At 58.1% G+C, this 23,192-nt stretch carries 22 protein-coding genes; 8 read left to right on the top strand and 14 right to left on the bottom strand.

Annotation, left to right across the window (positions count from 1 at the left end):
* The first annotated feature begins 32 nt into the window (after window positions 1-32).
* The 3 genes from BM160_RS14470 to BM160_RS14460 all read left to right on the top strand — a co-directional run bounded on the left by BM160_RS14470 (window position 33) and on the right by BM160_RS14460 (window position 4,044).
* Entirely contained in the window at window positions 33-1,328 is a 1,296-nt protein-coding gene (locus BM160_RS14470) for an O-antigen ligase family protein (RefSeq protein ID WP_255368907.1), read from the top strand.
* Complete coding sequence (gene msbA, locus BM160_RS14465) at window positions 1,325-3,094, top strand: lipid A export permease/ATP-binding protein MsbA (protein WP_092006827.1); 1,770 nt, start codon at window positions 1,325-1,327, stop codon at window positions 3,092-3,094. Before BM160_RS14470 ends, msbA begins: the two co-directional genes overlap by 4 nt.
* Before the next feature lie 77 nt (window positions 3,095-3,171).
* A complete protein-coding gene (locus BM160_RS14460; protein ID WP_092006825.1) occupies window positions 3,172-4,044 on the top strand; it encodes a glycosyltransferase family protein in 873 nt (290 codons plus the stop codon).
* A gap of 12 nt (window positions 4,045-4,056) precedes the next feature.
* Here the strand turns inward: BM160_RS14460 and BM160_RS14455 are convergent, their stop codons facing one another.
* The 11 genes from BM160_RS14455 to BM160_RS14405 all read right to left on the bottom strand — a co-directional run bounded on the left by BM160_RS14455 (window position 4,057) and on the right by BM160_RS14405 (window position 13,742).
* Entirely contained in the window at window positions 4,057-5,268 is a 1,212-nt protein-coding gene (locus tag BM160_RS14455; protein WP_092006823.1) for a glycosyltransferase family 4 protein, read from the bottom strand.
* Complete coding sequence (locus tag BM160_RS14450) at window positions 5,265-5,912, bottom strand: polysaccharide deacetylase family protein (RefSeq protein ID WP_255368904.1); 648 nt, start codon at window positions 5,910-5,912, stop codon at window positions 5,265-5,267. Before BM160_RS14450 ends, BM160_RS14455 begins: the two co-directional genes overlap by 4 nt.
* 130 nt (window positions 5,913-6,042) lie before the next feature.
* A complete protein-coding gene (gene rng / locus BM160_RS14445; protein ID WP_092006819.1) occupies window positions 6,043-7,542 on the bottom strand; it encodes a ribonuclease G in 1,500 nt (499 codons plus the stop codon).
* Between the two features lie 21 nt (window positions 7,543-7,563).
* The gene (locus BM160_RS14440; protein ID WP_092006817.1) at window positions 7,564-8,166 is read right to left on the bottom strand and encodes a Maf family protein; all 603 of its coding nucleotides are present in this window, start codon (window positions 8,164-8,166) and stop codon (window positions 7,564-7,566) included.
* 41 nt (window positions 8,167-8,207) lie between these two features.
* A complete protein-coding gene (rlmH, locus tag BM160_RS14435; RefSeq protein WP_092006816.1) occupies window positions 8,208-8,675 on the bottom strand; it encodes a 23S rRNA (pseudouridine(1915)-N(3))-methyltransferase RlmH in 468 nt (155 codons plus the stop codon).
* Window positions 8,672-9,472, bottom strand: coding sequence for a ribosome silencing factor (rsfS, locus tag BM160_RS14430; RefSeq protein WP_092006814.1), 801 nt, complete (start codon window positions 9,470-9,472; stop codon window positions 8,672-8,674). Before rsfS ends, rlmH begins: the two co-directional genes overlap by 4 nt.
* A 27-nt stretch (window positions 9,473-9,499) precedes the next feature.
* Window positions 9,500-10,132, bottom strand: a complete 633-nt coding sequence (gene nadD / locus BM160_RS14425; protein WP_255368903.1) for a nicotinate (nicotinamide) nucleotide adenylyltransferase — start codon at window positions 10,130-10,132, stop codon at window positions 9,500-9,502.
* On the bottom strand, window positions 10,129-11,049 hold the full coding sequence (hemF, locus tag BM160_RS14420) for an oxygen-dependent coproporphyrinogen oxidase (protein ID WP_092006812.1): 921 nt from the start codon (window positions 11,047-11,049) through the stop codon (window positions 10,129-10,131). Before hemF ends, nadD begins: the two co-directional genes overlap by 4 nt.
* Window positions 11,049-11,690: a 1-acyl-sn-glycerol-3-phosphate acyltransferase gene (locus BM160_RS14415; RefSeq protein ID WP_092006810.1), complete on the bottom strand. Its 642-nt coding sequence runs from the start codon at window positions 11,688-11,690 to the stop codon at window positions 11,049-11,051. The genes hemF and BM160_RS14415 overlap by 1 nt, the downstream gene beginning before the upstream one ends.
* 7 nt (window positions 11,691-11,697) lie before the next feature.
* Complete coding sequence (purD, locus tag BM160_RS14410; protein ID WP_092006808.1) at window positions 11,698-12,990, bottom strand: phosphoribosylamine--glycine ligase; 1,293 nt, start codon at window positions 12,988-12,990, stop codon at window positions 11,698-11,700.
* A gap of 26 nt (window positions 12,991-13,016) precedes the next feature.
* Window positions 13,017-13,742 carry a YebC/PmpR family DNA-binding transcriptional regulator gene (locus tag BM160_RS14405; RefSeq protein WP_092006806.1) on the bottom strand — a complete coding sequence of 242 codons (726 nt, stop codon included), beginning with the start codon at window positions 13,740-13,742 and terminating at the stop codon, window positions 13,017-13,019.
* A gap of 90 nt (window positions 13,743-13,832) precedes the next feature.
* Between BM160_RS14405 and BM160_RS14400 the strand changes: the two genes are divergently transcribed.
* The 5 genes from BM160_RS14400 to BM160_RS14380 all read left to right on the top strand — a co-directional run bounded on the left by BM160_RS14400 (window position 13,833) and on the right by BM160_RS14380 (window position 18,490).
* Window positions 13,833-15,350 (top strand): helicase HerA-like C-terminal domain-containing protein, encoded by a 1,518-nt coding sequence (locus BM160_RS14400; protein WP_092006804.1) that lies wholly within the window; start codon window positions 13,833-13,835, stop codon window positions 15,348-15,350.
* Between the two features lie 36 nt (window positions 15,351-15,386).
* The gene (gene upp / locus BM160_RS14395; RefSeq protein WP_092006802.1) at window positions 15,387-16,016 is read left to right on the top strand and encodes a uracil phosphoribosyltransferase; all 630 of its coding nucleotides are present in this window, start codon (window positions 15,387-15,389) and stop codon (window positions 16,014-16,016) included.
* A 104-nt stretch (window positions 16,017-16,120) separates the two neighbouring features.
* On the top strand, window positions 16,121-16,903 hold the full coding sequence (gene aat / locus BM160_RS14390; RefSeq protein WP_092006800.1) for a leucyl/phenylalanyl-tRNA--protein transferase: 783 nt from the start codon (window positions 16,121-16,123) through the stop codon (window positions 16,901-16,903).
* Entirely contained in the window at window positions 16,900-17,682 is a 783-nt protein-coding gene (locus BM160_RS14385; RefSeq protein WP_092006799.1) for an arginyltransferase, read from the top strand. Before aat ends, BM160_RS14385 begins: the two co-directional genes overlap by 4 nt.
* 16 nt (window positions 17,683-17,698) lie before the next feature.
* Complete coding sequence (locus BM160_RS14380; protein ID WP_092006798.1) at window positions 17,699-18,490, top strand: IclR family transcriptional regulator; 792 nt, start codon at window positions 17,699-17,701, stop codon at window positions 18,488-18,490.
* A gap of 108 nt (window positions 18,491-18,598) precedes the next feature.
* Here the strand turns inward: BM160_RS14380 and pbpG are convergent, their stop codons facing one another.
* From pbpG to leuA, 3 genes are all read right to left on the bottom strand, one after another.
* On the bottom strand, window positions 18,599-19,660 hold the full coding sequence (gene pbpG / locus BM160_RS14375) for a D-alanyl-D-alanine endopeptidase (protein ID WP_092006796.1): 1,062 nt from the start codon (window positions 19,658-19,660) through the stop codon (window positions 18,599-18,601).
* Window positions 19,661-19,864: 204 nt separating this feature from the next.
* A complete protein-coding gene (locus BM160_RS14370; protein WP_092006794.1) occupies window positions 19,865-21,403 on the bottom strand; it encodes a 2-isopropylmalate synthase in 1,539 nt (512 codons plus the stop codon).
* 27 nt (window positions 21,404-21,430) lie between these two features.
* A complete protein-coding gene (leuA, locus tag BM160_RS14365; protein ID WP_092006792.1) occupies window positions 21,431-23,122 on the bottom strand; it encodes a 2-isopropylmalate synthase in 1,692 nt (563 codons plus the stop codon).
* Window positions 23,123-23,192: the final 70 nt, after the last annotated feature.

The raw sequence follows: 23,192 nt of genomic DNA, 5'->3' as shown, positions 1-23,192 counted from the left end.
TGACGCCTGGCAAGGGATGGGAATCACCGATAATGCCAACAATTCATCAGCAGCTCCTTGCCTCTACTTTGCAAAACAAGACGATCAATTTCCGGCTCATCATTATCTGCATGGCAGGAGCGGCTGTGGGGCTGTCAATGGCGATCGTCAGCATTACCAAACTCTTGCTGCTGATGTGCGGCTTGGCTACCTTGCTATTGACCCGGCGAGCGCCTGGAGAAAAAAACCTTCTCGCGGGAACCTTCACACCGATTGCCGTGCTGCTCGCCCTTTCTGCGTTTGCACTCAGCCTGCTATGGACAGTGGCACCACAAGCCGACGCCTTGGGCTCTTTGGCGAAGTACGGCAAGCTCATCGTGATTGTCTTGATGATGCAGCTGATTCGCGATAGGCGCGAAGCCATGTATGCACTGGGGGCGTTTATTCTGGCGCAACTATTTCTTATGACCAGCTCCTGGATGCTGTTTGTTCAGCTGCCCGTTCCCTGGGCGACGTCCAATATGGCCTTGACAAAATACGCAGTATTTTCCAGCTACCTGGACCAGGGCATCATGAGCGCTGTACTGGCAGCGGTTTGCTGGCATCTGCGGGAACTGGCGCCAGGCAGATTTGGCAAGCCACTTGCGCTATTGGTGGCCACTGCGTCCTTGTGCAATGTGTTCTTTGTCCTGAGTGGACGCAGTGGCCACGTCGTTGCCATTGCACTGTTGTCCATGGCCATCATGTGGGAACTGCCAAAGCGATACCGCCCGGTCGTCATCTTGCTCCCCTTTTTGCTCACTTTAGCCTTGTTTTTCAGCTCCACTAAGGTGCGGGATCGTTTGTCTCAAGTTCAGTCCGAGGTGCAGTCCTACTCAAGCACGGTACAGCCAGATACTTCATCAGGCATCCGGCTTAATCTTTGGAGCCGGGCGGTCCAGGCCATCAGCCAACACCCTCTTGTCGGGTCAGGCGTGGGCAGCTGGAGTACCGAATACAACCGCCTGCAACGCGAACAAAATCCGGCGCATCAAGATATAGCCGGCAATGGCAACCCACATCAGGAATATCTGATGTGGGGCGTACAACTCGGCCTGCCAGGTCTCGTCATGATTTGCGCCCTCATGCTTGCGATACTGCGGGACACACTGAAAATGGAACAACCCTATGCGCGAGCCGCTCAGTCCGTATTGCTGGCATTGGCTGTTGCCTGCCTGTTTAATACGAGCCTCTATGACGCGCTCATCGGTGATTTCTTCTGCATACTCATCGGTTTGCTGCTCGCCCTGGGCCTAAGAACAGCGCCAGACCACGCCTTGGCCACGCGCCAATCCGAGCCGTCAGCATGACCCAGCCCTCCGAAGCTGGTGCCACTGGCTCAGCTGAAAAACTGACGATGTTGCGCAGAATTGCGCGAGTCTGGCCTTATTTCAGTGGCTCCAGGGCTGGCTGGGCCTTAGCCATAGGCGCGACTATCGTGGCTTCGGCCACCGAGCCCTTTGTCCCCGCCCTGCTCAAGCCTTTGCTGGACCGCGGCTTCCAGAGGGACGCCTTCAACCTCTGGTTGGTCCCTCTCACGCTGATGCTGCTCTTCACCATTCGGGGGTTGTCCGGATTTCTGGCTCAATTTGCCCTGGCCAAAGTCACCAATGATGGACTGCTGCGACTGCGAAAAGCCATGTTCGGCAAGCTATTGACAGCACGCCTTACGCTATTTGCGGACCAAAGCTCCAGCGCCATCGCCAATACCGTGGTCTACGAGGTGTTCAACGGCTCGTCCTTGCTGATGAATGCCATCATCAAGCTGGCCCGCGATGTGCTGACGCTGCTGGCATTGATCGGCTATCTGGTTTATCTGAACTGGAAACTTACGCTGATCGTCGCGCTGTTGTTTCCAGCCGTGGCGTTTGTAATTCAGGTTCTGTCAAAGCGCCTTTACCGGCTGACCAAAGAAAGCCAAACGGCCACCGACGACCTGGCTTATGTGGTGGAAGAAAATGTCATGGCCCATCGCGATGTACGACTGCATGGCGCACAAGCCAGCCAGGCCAGTCGCTTTGACATTTTGAGCCATTCGCTGCGCAGCCTCTCCATGAAGTCCACCGCAGCCTATGCCGGCATGAGCGCGATCACACAAGTGCTGGCGGCCGTGGCTCTGTCAGCCGTCATCTCGATTGCGCTGCTGCAAAGTGCCGAGAACACGACCACCGTGGGCGGTTTTGTGGCTTTTGTTACGGCCATGCTGCTGCTGATTTCTCCCGTCAAAAGCCTGTCGGATGCCGCCACACCGGTGACCCGGGGCTTGGCTGCACTAGAGCGTGGCTTGGACCTCATGGGCCTGATCGATGACGAAAGCGGCGGCTCTTTTGTCAAAACCAGAGCGCATGGCGATATTGAATTCTCCGGCGTCAGCGTAGCCTACAAAACCGATGGTGCGCCAGCACTCAATCAGTTCACGCTTTCCATCAAAGCCGGAGAAACGCTGGCAATTGTGGGGGCCTCGGGTTCGGGAAAAACAACGCTGGTGAATTTGCTACCCCGATTTGTTGAGATGACCTCAGGCACTATTTGCCTGGATGCTCAGGATATCCGCACATGGGACCTGGCCTGCCTGCGCTCGCAATTTGCATTTGTAAGCCAGCATGTCGTCATGCTCAATGACAGCATCGCCGAGAACGTGGCACTGGGCCAGCCCGTCGATCGCGCCCGGGTCAAGGAGTGTCTTGCTGCAGCCAATCTGACGGCATTGCTGGCCGATCTGCCAGGAGGCCTGGACACTGTCCTGGGTCACAACGCCATGCAACTGTCGGGCGGTCAACGCCAGCGACTTGCCATTGCACGAGCCTTGTACAAGGACGCTCCGATTCTGGTTCTGGATGAAGCCACATCGGCGCTCGATACAGAATCGGAGCTGGCTGTGCAAGAGGCCATCAAACGGCTCACCTCGAACCGCACCTCGCTGGTGATCGCCCACCGACTGTCTACCGTGCAGCATGCAGACCGAATCATCATGATGGATGCCGGCCGGATTGTGGAATCAGGTTCGCACGCTGAATTGCTGGCAAAAAATGGTGCTTACGCCCACCTTTACCGTCTTGGTTTCCAGTCTGCCTGAGGCTTGGTATTCTGGCTCGCTTCGCTTTTTCGCATGATTTCCGTTATCAAACCAAATACCTGAAGGCCTAAATTCAGATGAGTGTTTCAATCAGTGGCTTTACCTTCATCCGCAATGGCGTAGACCTTGGCTTCCCGTTTGAAGCCTCCATACGCTCTCTGTTGCCGCTGGTCGATGAATTCGTGGTGGCCGTCGGCCAAGGTTCAGACGAGACGCTTGAGCGGGTTCGTGCCATCGCCGACCCAAAGATCAAGATCATTGAGACCAAGTGGAATGAGCGCATGGCCGATCGTGGCTTTGTCTATGCGCAGCAAAAAATGATTGCCCAGTACTCCTGTACGGGTGACTGGGCCTTTTATCTGGAAGGCGATGAGGTCGTGCATGAGGCCGAGCTTGCAGCCATACGCGCCAGTGTCGATCGTCATCATGCCAACCCTGCTGTCGAAGCGCTGGTCTTTGACTACTTGCATTTTTATGGCTCACCGCAATGGATTTCCATCAGCCCGGGTTGGTACCGCCGCGAATGCCGCCTGATCCGCAACACCATTCGCAGCTACGCGCCAGATGGACAGTACTGGCTGGTCACCAGCGAACACAAACGAGGACGTAACCCAAAAGCCGCGCTGGCCAATGCGCGCATCTACCACTATGGATGGATACGCCGCAACGAAGAGATGCAAAAAAAACTGGACCAGGTCAGCAAATACTGGGGCGAGGCATCTGCGGCACAAATCACCTACAGCCAGTTCGATCGCCGGGCTCTCGCACCTTTTACGGGCACCCATCCGCAGGCTGTACAAGAATGGCTAGCCCTGGAGGCAGAGCAGGTTCTGAACCTAGATCCGGCCTACCGGCCAACGCCCAAAGAAAACAAATACCACTTCATGCGGCAAGTGGAAACACTGACCGGGCTGGATTTCAGTCGCAAGCACTTCAAGCTCGTGGCCTGAGCCCGCCCGAACTCATCGCCCGCTGGCGGCCAGCTTCTCCGCTAGCGCGCAGAAGTACACAGCCTCCTGCTGCAAGGCAATTTCACGCCACTGGTAGTGCCGAGCAAAATCCGCCGCTCCCCGCGCCAACCGCTGTTGAAGCTCGGGCTGCCCCAGCAGCGCCTGAAGAAGCTGCGCCAAGTTGGAGGCATTTCTGGGATCGTCCAGAATAATGGCATTGGTATCCGGCTGCAGCAACGCTGAAATTCCGCAGTATTTCGGCCCGCTGACCAGCACCGGCAAGCCATGCGCCATCGCCTCCAGCACCACCATGGCAAAGGTGTCCTCCAGCGTGGGGTGAACCAGGCAGTCGGCGGCCTCGTAGGCTATTGCAACACTCTTGAGCGAGCCCAGGAAATAGACTCGCGATCCCAGTTTCAAAGCCTCGGCCTGCTCGCGAAACACCGGAATATGTGCCGGATTCCCCACCACCGCCAACACCACATCGGCCGGCAATTGCACCAGGGCCTCCAGCAGGGTTGACAGACCTTTCTTGCGGTAATCGTTACCGACAAACAGCAGGCAGCGCCCCGTAGCCGGCAAACCCAATAGCGCTCTGGCCTCGCTCTTGCGCGCTGGCGTCACCGGCAATTCCGGGAGCACAATTCCGGGCGTAATGACCGAGACACGGTCACGACAAGACGGATAGCTGAGCGCCATGATGGACTGCAAGCTAGCAGAGGTCACCACGACCTGGCGCCCGGTGCGCCCGGCATAGCGCAGACGCTCCAGTCCCAGGTAGGTCAATAAGCGCGGGCTGCTCACCACCTTGAGCCAACGCAAAGCCCGGCGCCAACCTGTGCGTGCATGAAACAGGTTGTATTTGACCGGCAAAACATGAACCGTCTGCACCTCTCCATGCCAGGTGTTTTCGTGGGAGTGAACCACATCAAATCCCTGACGAGTTGCCCACCAAGTGGCGGCGGAAAACCACAGCTGATTGACCCAGCGCGGCTTGCGCAAAGGGGCCGAAACCTGGTGGTAAATCACGCCCGGCCAGGAATGGTCGACTTCCTGTGCAAACACATGAATTTCATGCCGTGCAGCCAACTGCTCTACCAACGCGATTGAGTAGCGCTCTGCTCCGCCACCTGTCGGCGAGAACGTTCGATTGAGAACTGCGACGCGAAGTTTTTTAGCTACAGATACGGCATGCTCATCCGAGCCTGAAGAGGGCATGCTCATTTTTTCCGTCTATCCTCGTAAGCGGTGGCAATCTTGAGCCAGAAAACCGGCAGACTGGTGGATCTAAGCACGGGAACTCGCGGAATCTGCAGCAGATCGGTATGCGCATGACAGCGGCTGCGTTGGGTGGTGGTGGCGGTGACAAACCCCAATTCAGCCGCCATCGTCACATGCTTGGGCTCGTAATGCCCATAGGGGTAACAAAAATGCTGAACAGGCTGACCAACAACAGACTCCAACTCAGTTTTTCCCGTCATCATTTCCTGATGGCTGATGCGGTCTGCCGACGTGGGCAGGTTCACATGCTGATGCGTATGAGAGCCAATTTCCTGGCCGCCCGAGACCCACTGACGAAGCTCTTCCCCGGTCATCAAGGGCGTCTGCGCGATGCCCAACGGCTTATCCCACACATTAGTCTGGCCAAGCAATCCACTGACTGCATAACAGGTGGACGAAAACCCATGCTTGATCAACACAGGCAAAGCGTGGGTCAGGTTGTTTTGGTAACCATCGTCAAAGGTGATCCCAACCACCTTGCCCGATCGCTCACCGCGCAGATAAGGCGCCAGCTCACTCATGGACAGCCCCTGGTAGCCCAGCAGCTTGAGCCAGGCTATCTGCCGCGCGAAGGTTTTCGGTGCCACATACAGGCTGCGAAAAGGGCTGCCCTTGGCCGGGGCCTCAGATATCTGGTGATACACCAGAACGGGAATGGGCCGACGGTTGGCGCTGAAAGTGCTCACCTTACGCTCGATTGCACTGAAAGTCATGACGTCAAAGGAGAACGATGTCGTATTGCTCCTGCGCCATGGCGGCTTCTGCCTGCAGGGAAATCGGCTTGCCGATAAAGTCACTCAGGCTTGCCAGGTGCTGGCTTTCCTCATCCAGGAAAAGCTCCACCACTTTGGGCGAGGCGACAACACGAAACTCGCGCGGATTGAACTGCCGGGCTTCGCGCAAAATTTCACGCAGGATGTCATAGCTCACGCTTCGCGCGGTCTTGACCACCCCTTTGCCCGTGCAGGCGCTACAGGGCTCGCACAACTGGTGGGACAAAGACTCACGGGTTCTCTTGCGCGTCATTTCCAACAAGCCCAGCGCAGAAAATCCATTGACCGAGGTCTTGATACGATCACGCGCCAACTGTTTCTGAAACTCAGCCAGCACCGAGTCGCGGTGGTTTTCCTTGATCATGTCGATGAAGTCGACAATCACAATGCCACCGAGATTACGCAAACGAAGCTGCCGGGCAATGGCCTGTGCGGCCTCCAGATTGGTTTTGAAGATGGTGTCGTCAAAATTACGGGCACCGACAAAGCCGCCGGTGTTCACATCAATGACCGTCAGGGCTTCCGCCTGGTCAATCACCAAATAACCACCTGATTTGAGCTCCACCCTACGGCCCAGAGCCTTGGCAATATCTTCGTCAATATTGAACAGGTCAAAAATCGGTCGCTCGCCGCTGTAATGCTGAAGCTTTGGCAGCATCGCAGGCATGAACTCCAGCGCAAAGACTTTGAGCTTTTCAAATTGCTCACGGGAGTCTATGCGTATGGTTTGCGTGCCCTCCACTACCATGTCGCGCAACACGCGCTGCAGCAGGCTCAGATCCTGATGCAGCACAGAGGCTGGAGGCAGGCGCAGTGCAGCCTCTTTGATGCGCGACCAGGTTTTGCGCAGATAAGCGATATCTTCGCCCAGCTCAGCATCGGTGGCATCTTCTCCATTGGTGCGCAAAATGAAGCCACCACCCATGTCGCCGGTCAGCGCCTGCACACGCTGTCGCAAATCCTCGCGCTGCCGTGGCGGTATTTTTTGCGACACGCCGATGTGATTGTCCTGGGGCAAAAAAACCAGCAAGCGACCAGCAATGCTGATTTGTGCTGTCAGCCGCGCGCCCTTGCTGCCAATCGGGTCCTTGAGCACCTGCACCATCAGGGCCTGGCCCTCGAACAACTGCTTTTCGATGGGCTGAAGCGATGCCATTGCCGGCGCTGTCAAAGCCCCGGACACTTGTGCCTCGGGCTCGGCGTGCCGGCTGTTGATGCTGCTCATCAAATCGGCAACATGTAGAAAAGCGGCCCTGTCCAGGCCAATATCTATAAAAGCCGACTGCATGCCTGGCAACACCCGTGCCACCTTGCCCAAATACACATTGCCAACCAGGCCACGTTCCAGCGTGCGCTCAACCTGCAACTCCTGCACTGCACCGTGCTCAACCACGGCCACCCGGGTTTCCTGTGGCGACCAATTAATCAGGATATCTTGTTGCATTGTTTGTCAGAAAGTTAGGCTTTAGAGCTTGAGACCGGCAGCTTGCAGCAGCAAGGCCGTTTCCCGCAGGGGCAGCCCCATGATGCCACTGTAGCTGCCACTGATGCGGGTGATATGCATGGCCACCTTGCCCTGAATGGCGTAGGAGCCAGCCTTGCCCATGGGCTCGCCAGTGGCCACATAGGCGCGGATTTGCGCCGGAGTCAAGGTGTCAAAGCTCACGCGTGAGGCACTGAGCGCCTCAAAGCGCCGCCGACCTCGCTGTATCGCCACGGCAGTCAGGACGCGGTGCGTTCCGGCCGACAACTCGCTCAACATACGCGCGGCATCCTTGGCATCATCAGGCTTGCCATAAATCGTGCGCCCCAGCGCCACGGTGGTGTCAGAGCACAGGACCGGCGCCGGCGGCAGCTTACGGCGCTTCAACCGCGCCGCGGCCGCATCCAGTTTGAGCCCCGTAACCCGCTGGACGTAGGTGCTGGGGGCCTCATTTTTGAGCACAGCCTCCAGCGCTTCAGCGTCTTCATCCGAGTCAGGCAGCAGCAACTCATAGCGCACGCCGAGCTGCTCAAGCAATTGCCGGCGCCTGGGGCTTTGTGAGGCGAGGTAGATGAAGTCAGTCATGCGTGCTCGAACAACGGCTTGGCCACAAGCAGGGAGCGCTATTACTCACGGTGGTAGGGATGGTTGATGGTGATGCTCCAGGCGCGGTAGAGCTGCTCAATCAGCAGCACGCGCACCATGGCATGGGGCAAGGTCAGGTCAGAAAGGCGCAGCCGCTCATGCGCAGCTTGCTTGAAGCCGGGATCCAAACCGTCCGGCCCGCCGATCACGATCGCCACATCGTCACCCGATAGCTGCCAGCCCTTGAGCCGCTCAGCCAGCGCCACCGTAGTTACCGCCGTGCCGCGTTCATCCAGCGCCACCACACGGCAACCCTTGCCGATGCAGCCTTCAATGCGCGTGCGTTCGGCGGCCAGCAGGTTTTCAAGCGTTTTCGAGGCACGTGGCTCGGTCTTGACTGCCTTGAGCTCCACCTTCAGCTCGGGAGGGAAGCGCTTGGCGTAATCGTCATAAGCCGTCTGGGCCCAGTCGGGCACCTTCTGGCCGACGGCGACTATCGTCAGCCTCATTGGCTCCGGGTCGTGGTTTTCTTGGCCGCGGGTTTCTTGACAGCCGTTTTTGCGGCCGTCTTGGCAGCGGTTTTCTTTGCCGCCACTTTTTTGGCGACCGGAATTTTCACGATCGGTGTTTTGGCAGGCGCCTTTTTCGCGGCTACTTTAGCTGCTGCACGGACGGGTTTGGCTGCTGGCTCCTCGACAGGTGCCACAGCATTGCGTTTGGCGGTCCAGTCCGTAGCTTTGCCAACCCGGCCCACATAAGTGCCGTCATCGGTGGTTTGGGCGACTTTTTTGGCAGCGGGCTTGGCCCCTTCTGCAGCCGATTTACCTGGCTTGGCGGCAGACTTGGCGCCAGCGCGTGCCTTGACTGGTTTTGCTGGAGCCTTGGGTTCGGGCTTGGCCGCTTTCACCACTGGTGCTGGCGCACCCAATTTGAGTTTGACCGGCTTCTCGCCCCAGAGCTCTTCCAGGTTGTAGTACTGGCGAAAGGTCGGCTGCATGATGTGCGCAACGACAGGGCCGCAGTCGACGATGATCCACTCTCCGTTGCTCTCGCCTTCAATCCGGGGTTTGGCAAAGCCGGCATCGCGCACCGCATCACGCACACTGGATGAAAGGGCTTTGGTCTGGCGATTGGAGGTTCCCGAGGCAATGATCACGCGCTCAAAGAGCGAGGTGATGTGCTCGGTATCAAAGACCTGAATGTTTTGCGCTTTAACGTCCTCAAGACCATCAATGATGGCGCGCTGCAGTTTCTGGACATCTTTCTTGCCTTCGGTGCTGGGGGTTTTGACAGTAGTAGAGGTCATGCAGTGCTTTGCTTCAATGAGGTGAAATTAATGAGAACGGTACAGCGAGTGAAGTGAAATATAACGCGCAACCGGCTCGGGGACCAGTGAGGTGAGTCCTTCGGCTGCCGCAGCACCCGATGCCGTCAACTGGCGAATATGGGTGGCGCTGACAGGCATCAGGGGCAGTTTGAGCGTGAAAAAGCGGTGTTCATGACCCACATAAGCATCAAACTGGGTCTGAGTCAGCGTGGATTGTGCGCGATCAGCTATACAAATTATAGCAAGTTCAAGAACCTCCTGCCACCGGTGCCATTGCCGGAAGGCGGCAAACTGGTCGGCTCCGATGAACAGGTAGAGCTGAGCCTGCGGATTTTCGGTTTGCAGGGCCTGTAGTGTATCCACCGTGAAGGACGGCCCCGCACGCTGCAACTCACGGTCATCCACCACCACACCAGGCAGCGCTTCAAACGCCAGCCGGGTCATGGCCAAGCGATGTTCAGGGGCGCTAAGTTCCCTGACCTTATGCCAGGCCTGCCCGGTCGGAATGATGTAAAGCGCATCCAGCTTCAACTGCTCCAGAGCAGCCTTGGCCAGCTCGACGTGGGCGTTGTGCGGCGGGTCAAACGCACCGCCAAACACGCCTATGCGCTGCTTCCCCGTGATTACTGAAGCTTTCAAACCCAGTCCCGCCTGACCAGAAACGTTTGCTGCAGTTGCTCTTCGGGTGATCCGGCCTCCACCTGGCGCTGGTAGGACCAGCTAACCAGCGGCGGCATGGACATCAGGATCGACTCCGTGCGGCCACCCGACTGCAAGCCAAAGTGCGTGCCGCGATCCCACACCAGATTGAACTCCACGTAGCGGCCACGCCGATAGAGCTGGAAATCGCGCTCGCGCTCGCCATAAGGCATATCCTTGCGGCGCGCCACAATCGGCAGGTAGGCCTGCAAAAAAGAGTCGGCAACGCTTTGCATCATGGCAAAACTCTGCTCCAGGCCCAACTCCTGGAAGTCGTCAAAAAAAACTCCGCCTATGCCGCGCTGCTCCTGGCGGTGCTTGAGATAGAAATACTCGTCGCACCACTGCTTAAAGCGTGGATATTTGTCGCTGCCGAACGGGTCAAGCGCATCCTTGCAGGACTGGTGAAAGTGCACGGCATCTTCATCGAAGCCGTAATAAGGCGTCAGGTCCATGCCGCCGCCAAACCAGCAAACCGGCTCGCCCGAGCCCCCGAGCGGCGTTGCGGCCAGCATGCGCACATTCATATGCACGGTAGGCACATAGGGATTGCGCGGATGAAACACCAGCGAAACCCCCATGGCCTCAAAGGGAGCACCGGCCAGCTCTGGCCTATGCTGGGTTGCGGAGGGCGGCAGCCTAGGGCCGCGCACATGCGAAAAGCCGCAGCCGGCCCGCTCAAAAACCTGGCCCTGCTCCAGAATCATGGTGACGCCATTGCCCTGCAGCGTTTCCCCTGGCTCTTTTTGCCAGCGGTCTGCCACAAAAGACTGGCCGTCAATCTCGGCAACGGCAGTGGTAATGCGCTCTTGCAATCCCAACAAAAAAGTACGAACGGTAGAAAGATCGATGGTCATTAATCAACGGTATCTGCTCGACGAGCATCAGTATTGAGCAAGCCAACGGGTGCAGCGCCGACTGGCCTCAGGCCTTGGCAGTCACCCAAAGCCAGCGCCATGCGCGCCATGTCCTGCGATTCCTGCCCCGTCAGACGTAAAAAATCACGAAACACCAGCCGCTTGCGTGAGTAATCAAGGGCAGCGAGTCCTATCGGCACATCGGCCTCAAGCGCCAGCCGGTAAAAACCGCTGCGCCAGCCCGGGGTGTATTTGCGGGTCCCTTCGGGCGACAAGGCCAGCCAGAAATACTGCCCGCTGCACTTCTTCGCCCTCATCAGGGCCGCCATCTGGCCGACCACGCCCTTGGGCGAGCTGCGATCCACCGGAACGCCGCCCAGCCAGCGCAACCACGCGCCCAATCCGGGGATACGAAACAAGGTGTCTTTGCCCCAAAACTGCACAGGTATGCCTAGCGACCACTTGAAAAGAACGGCGATCACGAAATCCCAATTGGAGGTGTGCGGATAGACCACGATCACGCCTTGCAGCGCGGGCAAGCCCTCAAATTCCGCCTGCCAGCCCAAACAACGCAACACCGCCTTGGCCACCCGACTCCCCCGCAACTGAACCGGGTAAGGCGGCTGAAAATCCATGCTCATTGAGCCGTCAGGACTTGACGGCCCGATAACCAATGTCCTTGCGGTATTGCGCACCGTCAAAATCAATGCCCTGGGCGAGTTCGTAGGCGCGTTGCTGCGCGGCCTTGACCGTATCGCCCAGCGCCGTCACGCACAGCACACGGCCACCGGAAGTGAGCGTGGCAGCGTCTTGCTGCTGCGTGCCGGCATGAAATACCACGGCATCCTCTGCCGCAGATGGCAAGCCACGAATGACATCGCCTTTGCGCGGATGGAGCGGATAACCATGGGCCGCCATGACCACACCCAAGGCCGGACGACGATCCCACTCCAGCTCGACCTGATCCAGCCCACCCGAGGTGGCCGCCATCATCACTTCATACAAATCGGTTTTCAGCCGCATCATGATGGGCTGGGTTTCCGGATCACCCATGCGGCAGTTGAACTCCAGTGTCTTGGGCCTGCCCTGCGCGTCAATCATGAGGCCGGCGTACAAGAAACCGGTGAAAGGAATGCCGTCTTTCTCCATGCCCTTGATGGTCGGCAAGATGATTTCACGCATGGCCCGCGCATGGACTTCCGGCGTCACCACCGGCGCCGGTGAATACGCCCCCATGCCGCCCGTGTTCGGACCCTGATCGCCGTCGAGCAAGCGCTTGTGGTCCTGGCTGGTGGCCATGGCCGCCACATTCTTGCCGTCACACATCACGATGAAACTGGCTTCCTCGCCCTGCAGGAACTCCTCGATCACGACGCGCGCGCCGCCTTCGTTGTGGGTCACGCCCAGCACATTGTGGTCGGGGCCGGTGGCCAGCATGAACTCGATGGCCTCGTGCGCCTCGCGCAGCGTCATGGCTACCACCACGCCCTTGCCGGCGGCCAGGCCATCAGCCTTGACCACGATGGGCGCACCCTTTTCGTCGACATAGGCGTGTGCCGCCACGGCATCGGTAAAGGTTTCGTATTCCGCGGTCGGAATGTTGTGGCGCTTCATGAAGGCCTTGGAAAAGGCCTTGGAGCTTTCCAATTGCGCCGCGGCCTTGGTCGGACCAAACACCCGCAGGCCATGGGCACGGAACTCATCAACAATACCGGCCGCCAGCGGCTGCTCCGGCCCAACCACCGTCAACGCTATATTTTCAGTAGCAGCCCAGGCACGCAGCGCCTGAACATCCGTGATGTTTATATTCTTCAACTGCCTATCCAAGGCAGTGCCACCATTGCCCGGCGCCACATACACCGCCTGCACTTTGGGAGACTGGGCCAATTTCCAGGCCAGGGCATGTTCACGGCCACCGCCGCCCACGACTAAAACTTTCATGCTGCTGCTTTCAAGGTATTTTTTAATTAATGCGACAAGGCTGCGTTGTGAAAAACGTCCTGCGTATCGTCTAGGTCTTCCAGCACATCCAGCAGCTTTTGCATCTTCTGGGCATCATCGCCCGTCAGCTCAATGGTGTTATCAGCGCGCATGGTGACTTCGGCCAGTTCGGCCGTCAGTCCGGCGGCCTCAAGTGCATGTTTGACGGCTTCAAAGCCGGTGTAAGGCGTCAGCACCTCAATGGCGCCGTCATCGTGGGTAATCACGTCGTCGGCACCCGCCTCCAGCGCGACTTCCATGATTTTGTCTTCACTCGTTCCGGGCGCAAAAATCAGCTGGCCACAATGTTTGAACTGAAAAGCCACCGAGCCTTCAGTGCCCATGTTGCCGCCATGCTTGGAAAACGCATGGCGGACTTCCGCCACGGTACGAACGCGGTTATCGGTCATGCAGTCCACGATGATGGCCGCTCCGCCAATGCCGTAACCCTCGTAACGAACTTCTTCGTAGTGAACGCCTTCCAGGCTACCGGTGGCTTTGGCGATGCCGTACTTGACGTTTTCATTGGGCATGTTGGCCGCCTTGGCCTTGTCAACTGCCAGGCGCAAGCGCGGATTGGTACTGAGGTCACCGCCGCCCATGCGGGCCGCCACCATGATCTCGCGCATCACGCGCGTCCAGATGCGCTGGCGTTTTTCGTCCTGGCGACCCTTGCGGTGCTGAATATTCGCCCATTTACTATGACCAGCCACGGGAAATCCTTTTGCAATTGATTTAATCTACTCCTTGCATTTTACTTTTCACCCGCACCCCAGTCAGATTTCATAAGGAATACACAAACTATGGCCGATCCGCTACTGATTGCAAAAAATGCCTCCACGCTTTGCGAGCTGCTGCCGGCGCTGGCCAATCGCCATGGCCTGATCACGGGCGCGACCGGTACCGGCAAGACGGTGACCTTGCAAACCCTGGCGGAAAACTTCTCGAAAATCGGCGTTCCGGTGTTCATGGCTGACGTGAAGGGCGACCTGACCGGCATCAGCCAGTCCGGCAGCATCGGCGAAAAAATGGCCGCCATCCTGAAAGAGCGCGATATTGACATTCCCGAGCCCCTGGCCTGCCCCGCCACGCTGTGGGATGTGTTCGGCGAGCAGGGGCACCCGGTGCGCGCCACCATTTCCGACATGGGCCCGCTGCTGCTGGGCCGCATGCTCAACCTCAACGAAACCCAGGCCGGCGTACTCAATCTGGTGTTCAAGATTGCCGACGACAACGGTTTGCTGCTGCTGGATCTGAAAGACCTGCGCGCCATGCTGCAGTACGTGGGCGACAACGCCAGCGAATTCACCACCAAATATGGCAACGTCAGCGCCGCCAGTGTGGGCGCCATCCAGCGCGGCTTGCTGCAGATCGAGACCCAGGGCGCAGACAAGTTCTTCGGCGAGCCCATGCTCAACATCAGCGACTTCATGCAGACCGACAGCACGGGCCACGGCGTCGTGAACATCCTGACGGCCGACAAACTGATGAACTCGCCCCGCCTCTACGCGACCTTTTTGCTGTGGATGCTGTCCGAGCTGTTTGAGCAGTTGCCCGAAATTGGCGACCCCGAGAAACCCAAACTGGTGTTCTTCTTTGACGAGGCGCACCTGCTGTTCAACGAGGCGCCCAAGGTGCTGGTGGAGCGCATCGAGCTGGTGGTGCGCCTGGTGCGCTCCAAGGGCGTGGGCGTTTATTTCGTCACGCAGAACCCGCTGGACATTCCCGATTCGGTGCTGGCCCAGCTCGGCAACCGGGTGCAGCATGCGCTGCGCGCCTACACCCCGCGCGACCAGAAGGCCGTCAAGGCCACGGCCACCACCATGCGGCAAAAGCCTGGCCTGGACATCGAGACCGCCATCACCGAGCTGGCTGTGGGCGAGGCGCTGGTGAGCTTTCTGGACGCCAAGGGTAGGCCCAACATCACCGAACGCGTCTACGTGCTGCCACCGGGCAGCCAGATTGGCCCCATCACGCCAGAGCAGCGCCAGGCGCTGCTGCAAAACTCGCTGGTGGCCGGCGTCTACGAGAAAGAAATCGACCGCGAATCGGCTTATGAAAGGCTTCAGGGCCGCGCCGAGGCGGCGGCGTCCGAAGCCGGCAAAAGCGCCAATGGCGGCGCGCTGGGTCAATCAGCATCCGGCGGCCTTCTCGGTGGGCTGAACGATATGCTGTTTGGCAGCACCGGCCCGCGCGGCGGCAAGCACGATGGCCTGGCGCAAAGCATGGCGAAATCCGCCGTGCGCACCATGGGCTCCACCGTGGGACGAGAAATCATACGCGGCGTGCTGGGCAGCATTTTTGGCGGGAAAAGCCGCTGAGCACTGAATTCGCCATAACAAGAAAGACCTTTAATCATGAGCAATGTTCACCTGATCAACCATCCCTTGGTGCAGCACAAGCTGACCCTGATGCGCCGCAAGGATGCCTCCACCAACACCTTTCGCACCTTGCTTAATGAGTTAAGCAGCCTGATGGCCTATGAAGTGACGCGCGACATGCCGCTGCAGGACATCGAGGTCGAAACCCCGCTGGAAACCATGACCAGCAAGATTATTGACGGCAAAAAACTGGTGCTGGTGTCCATACTGCGTGCCGGCAATGGCTTTCTGGACGGTTTCCTGAATGTGGTGCCAGGCGCGCGCGTGGGCCATATTGGTTTGTACCGGGACCCGAACACCCTGCAACCGGTTGAGTACTACTTCAAGATGCCGCAGGAAATGGCCGAGCGCGACATCATCGTGATTGACCCCATGCTGGCCACCGGCAACTCCGCCGCCGCCGCCGTAACTCGCCTCAAGCAGCTGCAGCCCCGCTCACTGAAATTTGTTTGCCTGCTGGCCGCCCCTGAAGGCATTGCCACGCTGCAAAAAGCCCATCCCGACGTTCCGATCTTTACGGCTGCCATCGATCGTGAGCTGAACGAGCATGGCTACATCCTGCCCGGACTGGGCGATGCTGGTGACCGAATTTTTGGAACAAAATAGGACTACAGCCCATATGTATCGGTCACAAACAGCTATTAAAACAATAGCAATTCCAAAAAAACCGACACCCAAACCCCAGCCTTCGTAGCAATGCCTTTCTATCTATGACCCACGGCTCCGCAGAGAAACAGCCGCGCCCCGTGCCCTGGCTGGCTGACGGCCAGGCCTTTCCCCCTCTGGAAAGCGCCTGGGGCCTGGCAGACCCGGCGCCCGGCCTGCTGGCAGCAGGCGAGACACTGGATCTGCCCACGCTGATTCAGGCTTACTCGCAGGGGATTTTCCCGTGGTACAGCCTGGACCAGCCGGTGCTGTGGTGGAGCCCAGACCCGCGCATGGTGTTGCAAACCCGGCACTTCAAGCTGCACCGCTCCCTGCGTAAAAGCCTGCGGCGCTTCCAGCTTGACGCCAGCTGCGAGATTCGCTTTGACAACGCCTTCGAGCGGGTCATCAGCGCCTGTTCCGAGAAACCTCGCGCCGGCCAATCCGGCACCTGGATTGTTCCCGACATGGTGCAGGCCTACCGCGCCCTGCATGAGGCCGGCCACGCCCACAGCGTGGAAACCTGGATCAACGGAGAACTGGCCGGCGGCCTGTACTGCGTCAATCTGGGGCGAATGGTGTTTGGCGAATCCATGTTCGCGCACCAGACCGACGCCTCAAAAATCGCCTTGGCGGCGCTGGTGGCGTTTTGCCGTGCCAGCGGCATCGCGATGATTGACTGCCAGCAAAACACACCGCACCTGGCCTCGCTGGGAGCAGCGGAAATCAGTCGTTCAGAGTTCGCCGCCCACCTGGGCCGGCAGGTGTACCAAGCCGCACCCAAGTGGCAATTCCAGCCCCTATACTGGAATCAGATTTTGTCGACCGACATGCCCACACCATCGTGACGCACCTCAAAGACCTGCCCCTGCAAACCGTGCAGTTTTATGCCACGGCGACCTATCCCTGCAGCTATCTGCCGGGCAAGCAGGCCCGCTCGCAGGTGGCCACGCCCAGCCACCTGATTCATAACGATGCCTATTCGGAACTGGTCACCCAGGGCTTTCGGCGTAGCGGCATGTTTACTTACCGGCCTTACTGCGACGGCTGCCAGGCTTGCTTGCCGCTGCGCGTGCCGGTCAAGCAATTCAAGGCCGACCGCAGCCAGCGCCGCGCCTGGCGCCAACACCAGACACTGCAGGTGCGCATTCTCAAGCTGTGCTTCATGCCCGAGCACTACCAGCTCTACCTGCGCTACCAGAACAGTCGCCACGCCGGCGGCGGCATGGACCACGACAGCATTGACCAGTACACCCAGTTCTTGCTGCAAAGCCGGGTCAATTCGCGTCTGGTGGAATTTCGCGAAAACCTCCCCAATGGCGAGGCCGGCACGCTCAAGATGGTGTCCATTCTGGACGTGCTGGAAGATGGCATTTCTGCCGTTTACACCTTTTATGAGCCCGAGATGCGCTCGGGTTACGGCAACTACAGCGTGCTCTGGCAAATTGAGCAGGCCAAACGCCTAGATCTGCCTTATGTCTACCTGGGCTATTGGATCGCCAACAGCCAGAAGATGAATTACAAGGCGGGCTTCAAACCCAGTGAAATACTGCAGGGCGAACAGTGGGTGCCCTTGGAAGCCGCATCAGTCAACCAGCAAGGTTACATTTCACAGGGTAAAATTTGACGCAGAAAGTCTGCACATGAAAAAGCCCGACAACGCCCTGCCCGCCACCCCGACCGTTCAGGTCATTGAACGCATGTTCAACCTGCTCGAAATCCTGGCAAGCCGCGAAGAGGCGGTATCGCTCAAGGAGATCAGTGAAAAATCTGGCTTACATCCCTCGACCGCACACCGCATCCTGAACGACCTGGCGACCGGGCGTTTTGTTGACCGCCCTGCTGCCGGCAACTACCGGCTAGGCATGCGCTTGCTGGAGTTGGGCAATCTGGTCAAGGCGCGGCTCAATGTGCGCGATGCCGCCCTCACCCCCATGCGCGAACTGCACAAGCTGACCCAACAACCGGTCAACCTGAGCATGCGCCAGGGCGATGAAATCGTCTATGTAGAACGCGCGTACAGCGAGCGATCCGGCATGCAGGTGGTGCGCGCCATAGGCGGGCGAGCACCGCTGCACCTGACGTCCGTCGGCAAGCTGTTCCTGGCGTTTGACGATCCGCAGCGCTTGCGCAGCTATGCCACACGCACCGGTCTGCCAGGGCAGACCCGCAACAGCATCACTCAGCTCCCCATCCTGGAGCGGGAACTCTCCAAAGCGCGGCAATACGGCATCGCGCGCGACAACGAGGAACTGGAACTGGGGGTGCGCTGCATGGCCGCCGGCATCTACGACGATCAGAACAAGCTGGTGGCAGGCCTGTCGATTTCAGCGCCTGCAGACCGTCTTGAGGAACACTGGCTACCCAAGCTGCAGGCGACGGCCAATGAAATTTCAACGGCCTTGGGCTATCGGCCGGTTCAAGCCAAAAACTAGCCGCCAGCCCTTATGCTAAGGGCAGGTTTAGCTATAAAAACTATAGTCTTCCCAGCCATGGCGGCGGTGCCGCAAGCTGGATTGATCAGCCCCTAGAAAGTGCGGGAATTAACCGCTGATCTGCTTGGCAGAAGCGCTGACCTTCATGACAGGATTCGATTCGACCCAGCGACGCACACGCTCGGCGTCTCCCAGGCGGCTCAGCTTGCCGGCAGAATCCAAAAACACCATGATCAGTTTGCGGCCAGCAATTTTGGTCTGCATCACCAGGCATTGACCGGCTTCCGAGATGTAGCCGGTTTTTTGCAAGCCGATATCCCAATCCGGGTTCTTCACCAGACGGTTGGTGTTGTTGTACTGCAGCATATGCTTACCGACTTCAACCTGGTAACCGGTGGAGGTGGTCAATTCGCGCAGCATGGGATCGCCATGGGCGGCGTTGACCAGCGTAGCCAAATCCTGAGCGCTCGACTGGTTGCGACTGGAAAGGCCGGTCGGCTCAACATAGCTGGTGTCATTCATGCCCAGCATCTTGGCCTTGGCATTCATCAAGTTGACAAAAGTTGCCAGGCCACCAGGATAAGTACGGCCCAGCGCATGAGCGGCGCGATTTTCACTGGACATCAAGGCCAAGTGCAACAACTCGCCGCGTGACAATGTGGTGCCGACCCTAAGGCGTGAACGGCTACCTTTTTCAGTGTCAACATCGTCCTGCGCCACGGTGATCATTTCATCCATGGGCAATTTGGCTCCACTGATGATGACCCCTGTCATCAACTTAGTCAGCGAGGCAATTGGCAACACCGCGTGATCATTTTTGCTGAACAGCACCTCACGGGTGTCTTGATCAATCACCAAAGCAACGCTGGACTTCAAGTCCAGTGGATCCTGGGCGCCATGCAAACCGGCGATCTGGCCGAACGACGGTTTGGCAGGCACAACCACCGCTGCACGCACTATTGATTTGCGCTTGCTGCTCGTACCAGCCACGAAACGGGCACTCTTGCGAGTTGCGACCACTTTTTTCGATGCCACAGCTTTCGTGACATGCGGTTTTTTTACAATCGCGCGTTTTGCCGTTGCCGCATTGACCGTCGGCACGGCAAGGGCCGCCAACATGGTCAGAAGTCCAGCGATTTTTAATGCACGATTGAAAATCTGATTAGACATGGCGGGTATTTTCTGATTTGAATTGCACTGGCGGGGATGGCTGAAGTGTATAGAAATAGAAAAAGTCACGCAATATCAAAACCTTGCGTGACTTTCTTAACGATACACTTATTTTTTGACTATTCTAAGGAGTTTAGTCACCCATGCAGCAACTTATCGCGCTAAGTCATTGAATAAAAACAACTTTTCAATGACCCTCACACACTAGCCCTGTGCGGCAACGCGGTCAGCTTTACTTTGCAGTTTGTTCAAGGCGCTCAGGTAAGCCTTCGCAGAAGCGACCACGATATCGGGATCGGCGCCCACGCCATTCACCACGCGACCGCTGTTTTGCAGTCGCACCGTCACTTCCCCCTGGCTCTCCGTGGAGCCGCTAATAGCATTCACCGAATAGAGCACCATCTCCGCACCGCTTTGCACATGTGATTCGATAGCCTTAAGGGAGGCATCGACCGGGCCGTTGCCGTCCGATTCGCCTTTGACTTCCTGTCCATTGACCGTGAAAACGACGCTAGCCTGGGGGCGCTCGCCGGTTTCACTGTGCTGCGACAGGGACACGAAGGCGTATTGCTCCTTTTCGTGGGTATGGCTTTCCTCGCTGACCAAGGCCAGGATGTCTTCGTCGAAAATTTCGCTCTTGCCGTCGGCCAGTTCCTTGAAACGCGCAAAAGCAGCATTGGTATCAGCTTCGCTTTCCATCTGGATGCCGAGATCCTGCAAGCGCTGCTTGAACGCATTGCGGCCACTGAGCTTGCCCAACACCATCTTGTTGGAGCTCCAGCCCACGTCTTCGGCACGCATGATTTCATAGGTCTCGCGCGCCTTCAACATGCCATCCTGGTGAATGCCGGAAGCGTGGGCAAAAGCATTGGCACCAACCACGGCCTTGTTCGGCTGCACCACAAAACCAGTGGTCTGGCTGACCATGCGACTGGCCGCCACGATGTGCAGCGGGTCGATGTTCATATCCAGGCCGAAATAATCCTTGCGTGTTTTCACCGCCATGACGATTTCTTCCAGCGAGCAGTTACCGGCGCGCTCGCCCAGGCCGTTGATCGTGCATTCGACCTGGCGCGCGCCGCCGATTTTCACGCCGGCCAGAGAATTGGCCACAGCCATGCCCAGGTCGTTGTGGCAATGCACAGACCAGATGGCCTTGTCACTATTGGGCACCCGTTCGCGCAGGGTCTTGATGAAATTGCCATACAACTCGGGAACGGCATAACCGACGGTGTCGGGCACGTTGATGGTGGTCGCACCTTCGGCGATCACGGCTTCGATCACGCGGCACAAAAAGTCCACGTCGCTGCGGTAGCCGTCTTCCGGGCTGAACTCGACGTCGGCCACGAGATTGCGGGCAAAACGCACAGAAAGCTTGGCCTGCTCCAACACCTGCTCCGGGCTCATGCGCAGCTTTTTCTCCATGTGCAAGGCGCTGGTTGCAATGAAAGTATGGATGCGGGCATTCGCCGCCCCTTTGAGGGCTTCGGCAGCGCGGGAAATATCCCTGTCATTAGCGCGCGAAAGCGAGCAGATGGTGGAGTCCCTGATGGTGTTGGCAATCGCCTGCACCGCTTCAAAGTCCCCGTTCGAGCTGGCGGCAAAACCGGCTTCAATCACATCAACCTTCAGACGCTCCAGTTGACGGGCAATGCGCAGTTTTTCATCGCGCGTCATGGAAGCACCTGGCGACTGCTCGCCGTCGCGCAAGGTGGTGTCGAAAATAATGAGTTTGTCAGCCATGGAAGTTCTCCTGTAAATTGTTTTGGTTCAGACGGCCATGCCGCTTGTCTGTTTGGGGGATATTGTAATTTTTGCGCGCTGCAGTCCGGACAGGACAGCCTTGAGCGAAGCTGAAACTATGTTGGCATCCCTGCCCACGCCAAACAGCGTCTGCGTTTCATTGACGCGCAGCTCCAGATAAGCCACGGCCTGCGCATCGGCGCCCGAGCCCACCGCATGTTCGTGGTAATCCAGCACCCGCACCGTGTGGCCCAAGGCCTCGTTCAAGCCGTTGACGAAGGCATCGATAGGACCAGTGCCCTGCCCTTCCACGGAGAAATGCTGCCCCTGAAGACTCGCCTCGGCGCGCATCTGCACGACTTTGCTTCCAGCGTCCTCCTGCACCTGATGGCGCGGCGCCATCACCGACTGAACGCCATATTCACGATCAAACAAGCCCCACAAATCCTGAGCGGTCAACTCCTTGCCGGTGGCGTCCATCACGCCTTGAACCACCTGGCTGAATTCGATCTGCAGGCGGCGCGGCAATTCCAGCCCATACTCGCTCTCGAGCAAGTAGGAAATCCCGCCCTTGCCCGACTGACTGTTGACACGAATCACGGCCTCGTAACTGCGGCCCAAGTCCTTCGGATCAATGGGCAAGTAAGGCATATCCCAGACATCGCCGTCCTTGCGTGCAGCAAATGCTTTCTTGATGGCATCCTGATGCGAGCCGGAAAACGAGGTGTACACCAGGTCGCCGGCATAAGGGTGGCGCGGATGAACCGGCAACTGGTTGCAGTGCTCCACGGTGCTGCGGATCGTGTCGATATCGGAAAAATCGAGGCCCGGCGAAACGCCCTGCGTGTAGAGATTGAGCGCGACGTTGACCAGGTCGAGGTTGCCGGTGCGCTCGCCATTTCCAAACAAACAGCCTTCAACACGATCGGCTCCGGCCATCAGAGCCAGCTCGGCCGCGGCGGTTCCGGTGCCCCTGTCATTGTGGGGATGCACGGAGAGAATCACACCGTCGCGCCGCTCGATATTGCGATGCATCCACTCAATCATGTCCGCAAAAATGTTGGGCGTGCAGTGCTCAACCGTCGTTGGAAGATTGATGATGCATTTTTTTTCGGGACTGGCCTGCCACACCGCAGTCACCGCATCAACGACGCGTTTTGAAAAACTCAATTCGGTGTCGGAAAACATCTCGGGCGAGTACTCGAAAGTCCATTGCGTTTCAGGTTGTGTTGCCGTCAGATCGCAGAAAAGCTGTGCATTGCGCTGCACCAGCTCAATGATTCCATCCTCGCTGAGGCCCAGTACGACCCGCCGCATGATGGGAGCGACCGGATTGACCATGTGCATGATGGCTCGGCGTGCCCCCTTGAGGGATTCAAACGTACGCTCAATCAAAGGCTCCCGAGCATGCGTCAGAACCTGAATACTGACATCATCAGGAATCAGATCTTCTTCGATCAGCTGACGCACGAAGTCAAACTCAACCTGGGAGGCCGAAGGAAAGCCAACCTCGATTTCCTTAAAACCGATTTTCACCAGCATCTGGAACATACGGTGCTTACGTGCCAGGTCCATGGGCTCTATCAGCGCCTGGTTGCCGTCACGAAGATCCGTACTCAGCCAGATCGGCGCTTCGGTCAAAACGGCGTCAGGCCAGCTGCGGTCACGCAAACCGATAGCCTTGAACGCGGGGTACTTGCTGGCAGGTTGTTTCAACATCGGAGTTTTTCCTGTGATCTTAAAAAACCAGCAACCCCAAGAAAAACGGCCCGTTGCTGGTGCAAACGGG

This window comes from Polaromonas sp. OV174 (assembly GCF_900112285.1).
Classification (GTDB): Bacteria; Pseudomonadota; Gammaproteobacteria; order Burkholderiales; family Burkholderiaceae_C; genus Polaromonas.
Note: the sequence above shows the minus strand (reverse complement) of the source record. Positions and strands in the feature narration are given on the sequence as shown.

Excerpts from the sequence above, each read along its gene's own strand:
- BM160_RS14470 (WP_255368907.1), top strand. The coding sequence starts at position 33 with ATGCCAACAATTCATCAGCAGCTCCTTGCCTCTACTTTGCAAAACAAG.
- upp (WP_092006802.1), top strand. The coding sequence starts at position 15,387 with ATGAGCAATGTTCACCTGATCAACCATCCCTTGGTGCAGCACAAGCTG.
- rng (WP_092006819.1), bottom strand. The coding sequence starts at position 7,542 with ATGCAACAAGATATCCTGATTAATTGGTCGCCACAGGAAACCCGGGTG.
- BM160_RS14415 (WP_092006810.1), bottom strand. The coding sequence starts at position 11,690 with ATGAGCATGGATTTTCAGCCGCCTTACCCGGTTCAGTTGCGGGGGAGT.
- BM160_RS14455 (WP_092006823.1), bottom strand. The coding sequence starts at position 5,268 with ATGAGCATGCCCTCTTCAGGCTCGGATGAGCATGCCGTATCTGTAGCT.
- BM160_RS14460 (WP_092006825.1), top strand. The coding sequence starts at position 3,172 with ATGAGTGTTTCAATCAGTGGCTTTACCTTCATCCGCAATGGCGTAGAC.
- pbpG (WP_092006796.1), bottom strand. The coding sequence starts at position 19,660 with ATGTCTAATCAGATTTTCAATCGTGCATTAAAAATCGCTGGACTTCTG.
- hemF (WP_092006812.1), bottom strand. The coding sequence starts at position 11,049 with ATGACCATCGATCTTTCTACCGTTCGTACTTTTTTGTTGGGATTGCAA.
- rsfS (WP_092006814.1), bottom strand. The coding sequence starts at position 9,472 with ATGACCTCTACTACTGTCAAAACCCCCAGCACCGAAGGCAAGAAAGAT.
- BM160_RS14400 (WP_092006804.1), top strand. The coding sequence starts at position 13,833 with ATGGCCGATCCGCTACTGATTGCAAAAAATGCCTCCACGCTTTGCGAG.
- rlmH (WP_092006816.1), bottom strand. The coding sequence starts at position 8,675 with ATGAGGCTGACGATAGTCGCCGTCGGCCAGAAGGTGCCCGACTGGGCC.
- aat (WP_092006800.1), top strand. The coding sequence starts at position 16,121 with ATGACCCACGGCTCCGCAGAGAAACAGCCGCGCCCCGTGCCCTGGCTG.
- BM160_RS14440 (WP_092006817.1), bottom strand. The coding sequence starts at position 8,166 with ATGACTGACTTCATCTACCTCGCCTCACAAAGCCCCAGGCGCCGGCAA.
- BM160_RS14380 (WP_092006798.1), top strand. The coding sequence starts at position 17,699 with ATGAAAAAGCCCGACAACGCCCTGCCCGCCACCCCGACCGTTCAGGTC.
- purD (WP_092006808.1), bottom strand. The coding sequence starts at position 12,990 with ATGAAAGTTTTAGTCGTGGGCGGCGGTGGCCGTGAACATGCCCTGGCC.
- msbA (WP_092006827.1), top strand. The coding sequence starts at position 1,325 with ATGACCCAGCCCTCCGAAGCTGGTGCCACTGGCTCAGCTGAAAAACTG.
- leuA (WP_092006792.1), bottom strand. The coding sequence starts at position 23,122 with ATGTTGAAACAACCTGCCAGCAAGTACCCCGCGTTCAAGGCTATCGGT.
- BM160_RS14370 (WP_092006794.1), bottom strand. The coding sequence starts at position 21,403 with ATGGCTGACAAACTCATTATTTTCGACACCACCTTGCGCGACGGCGAG.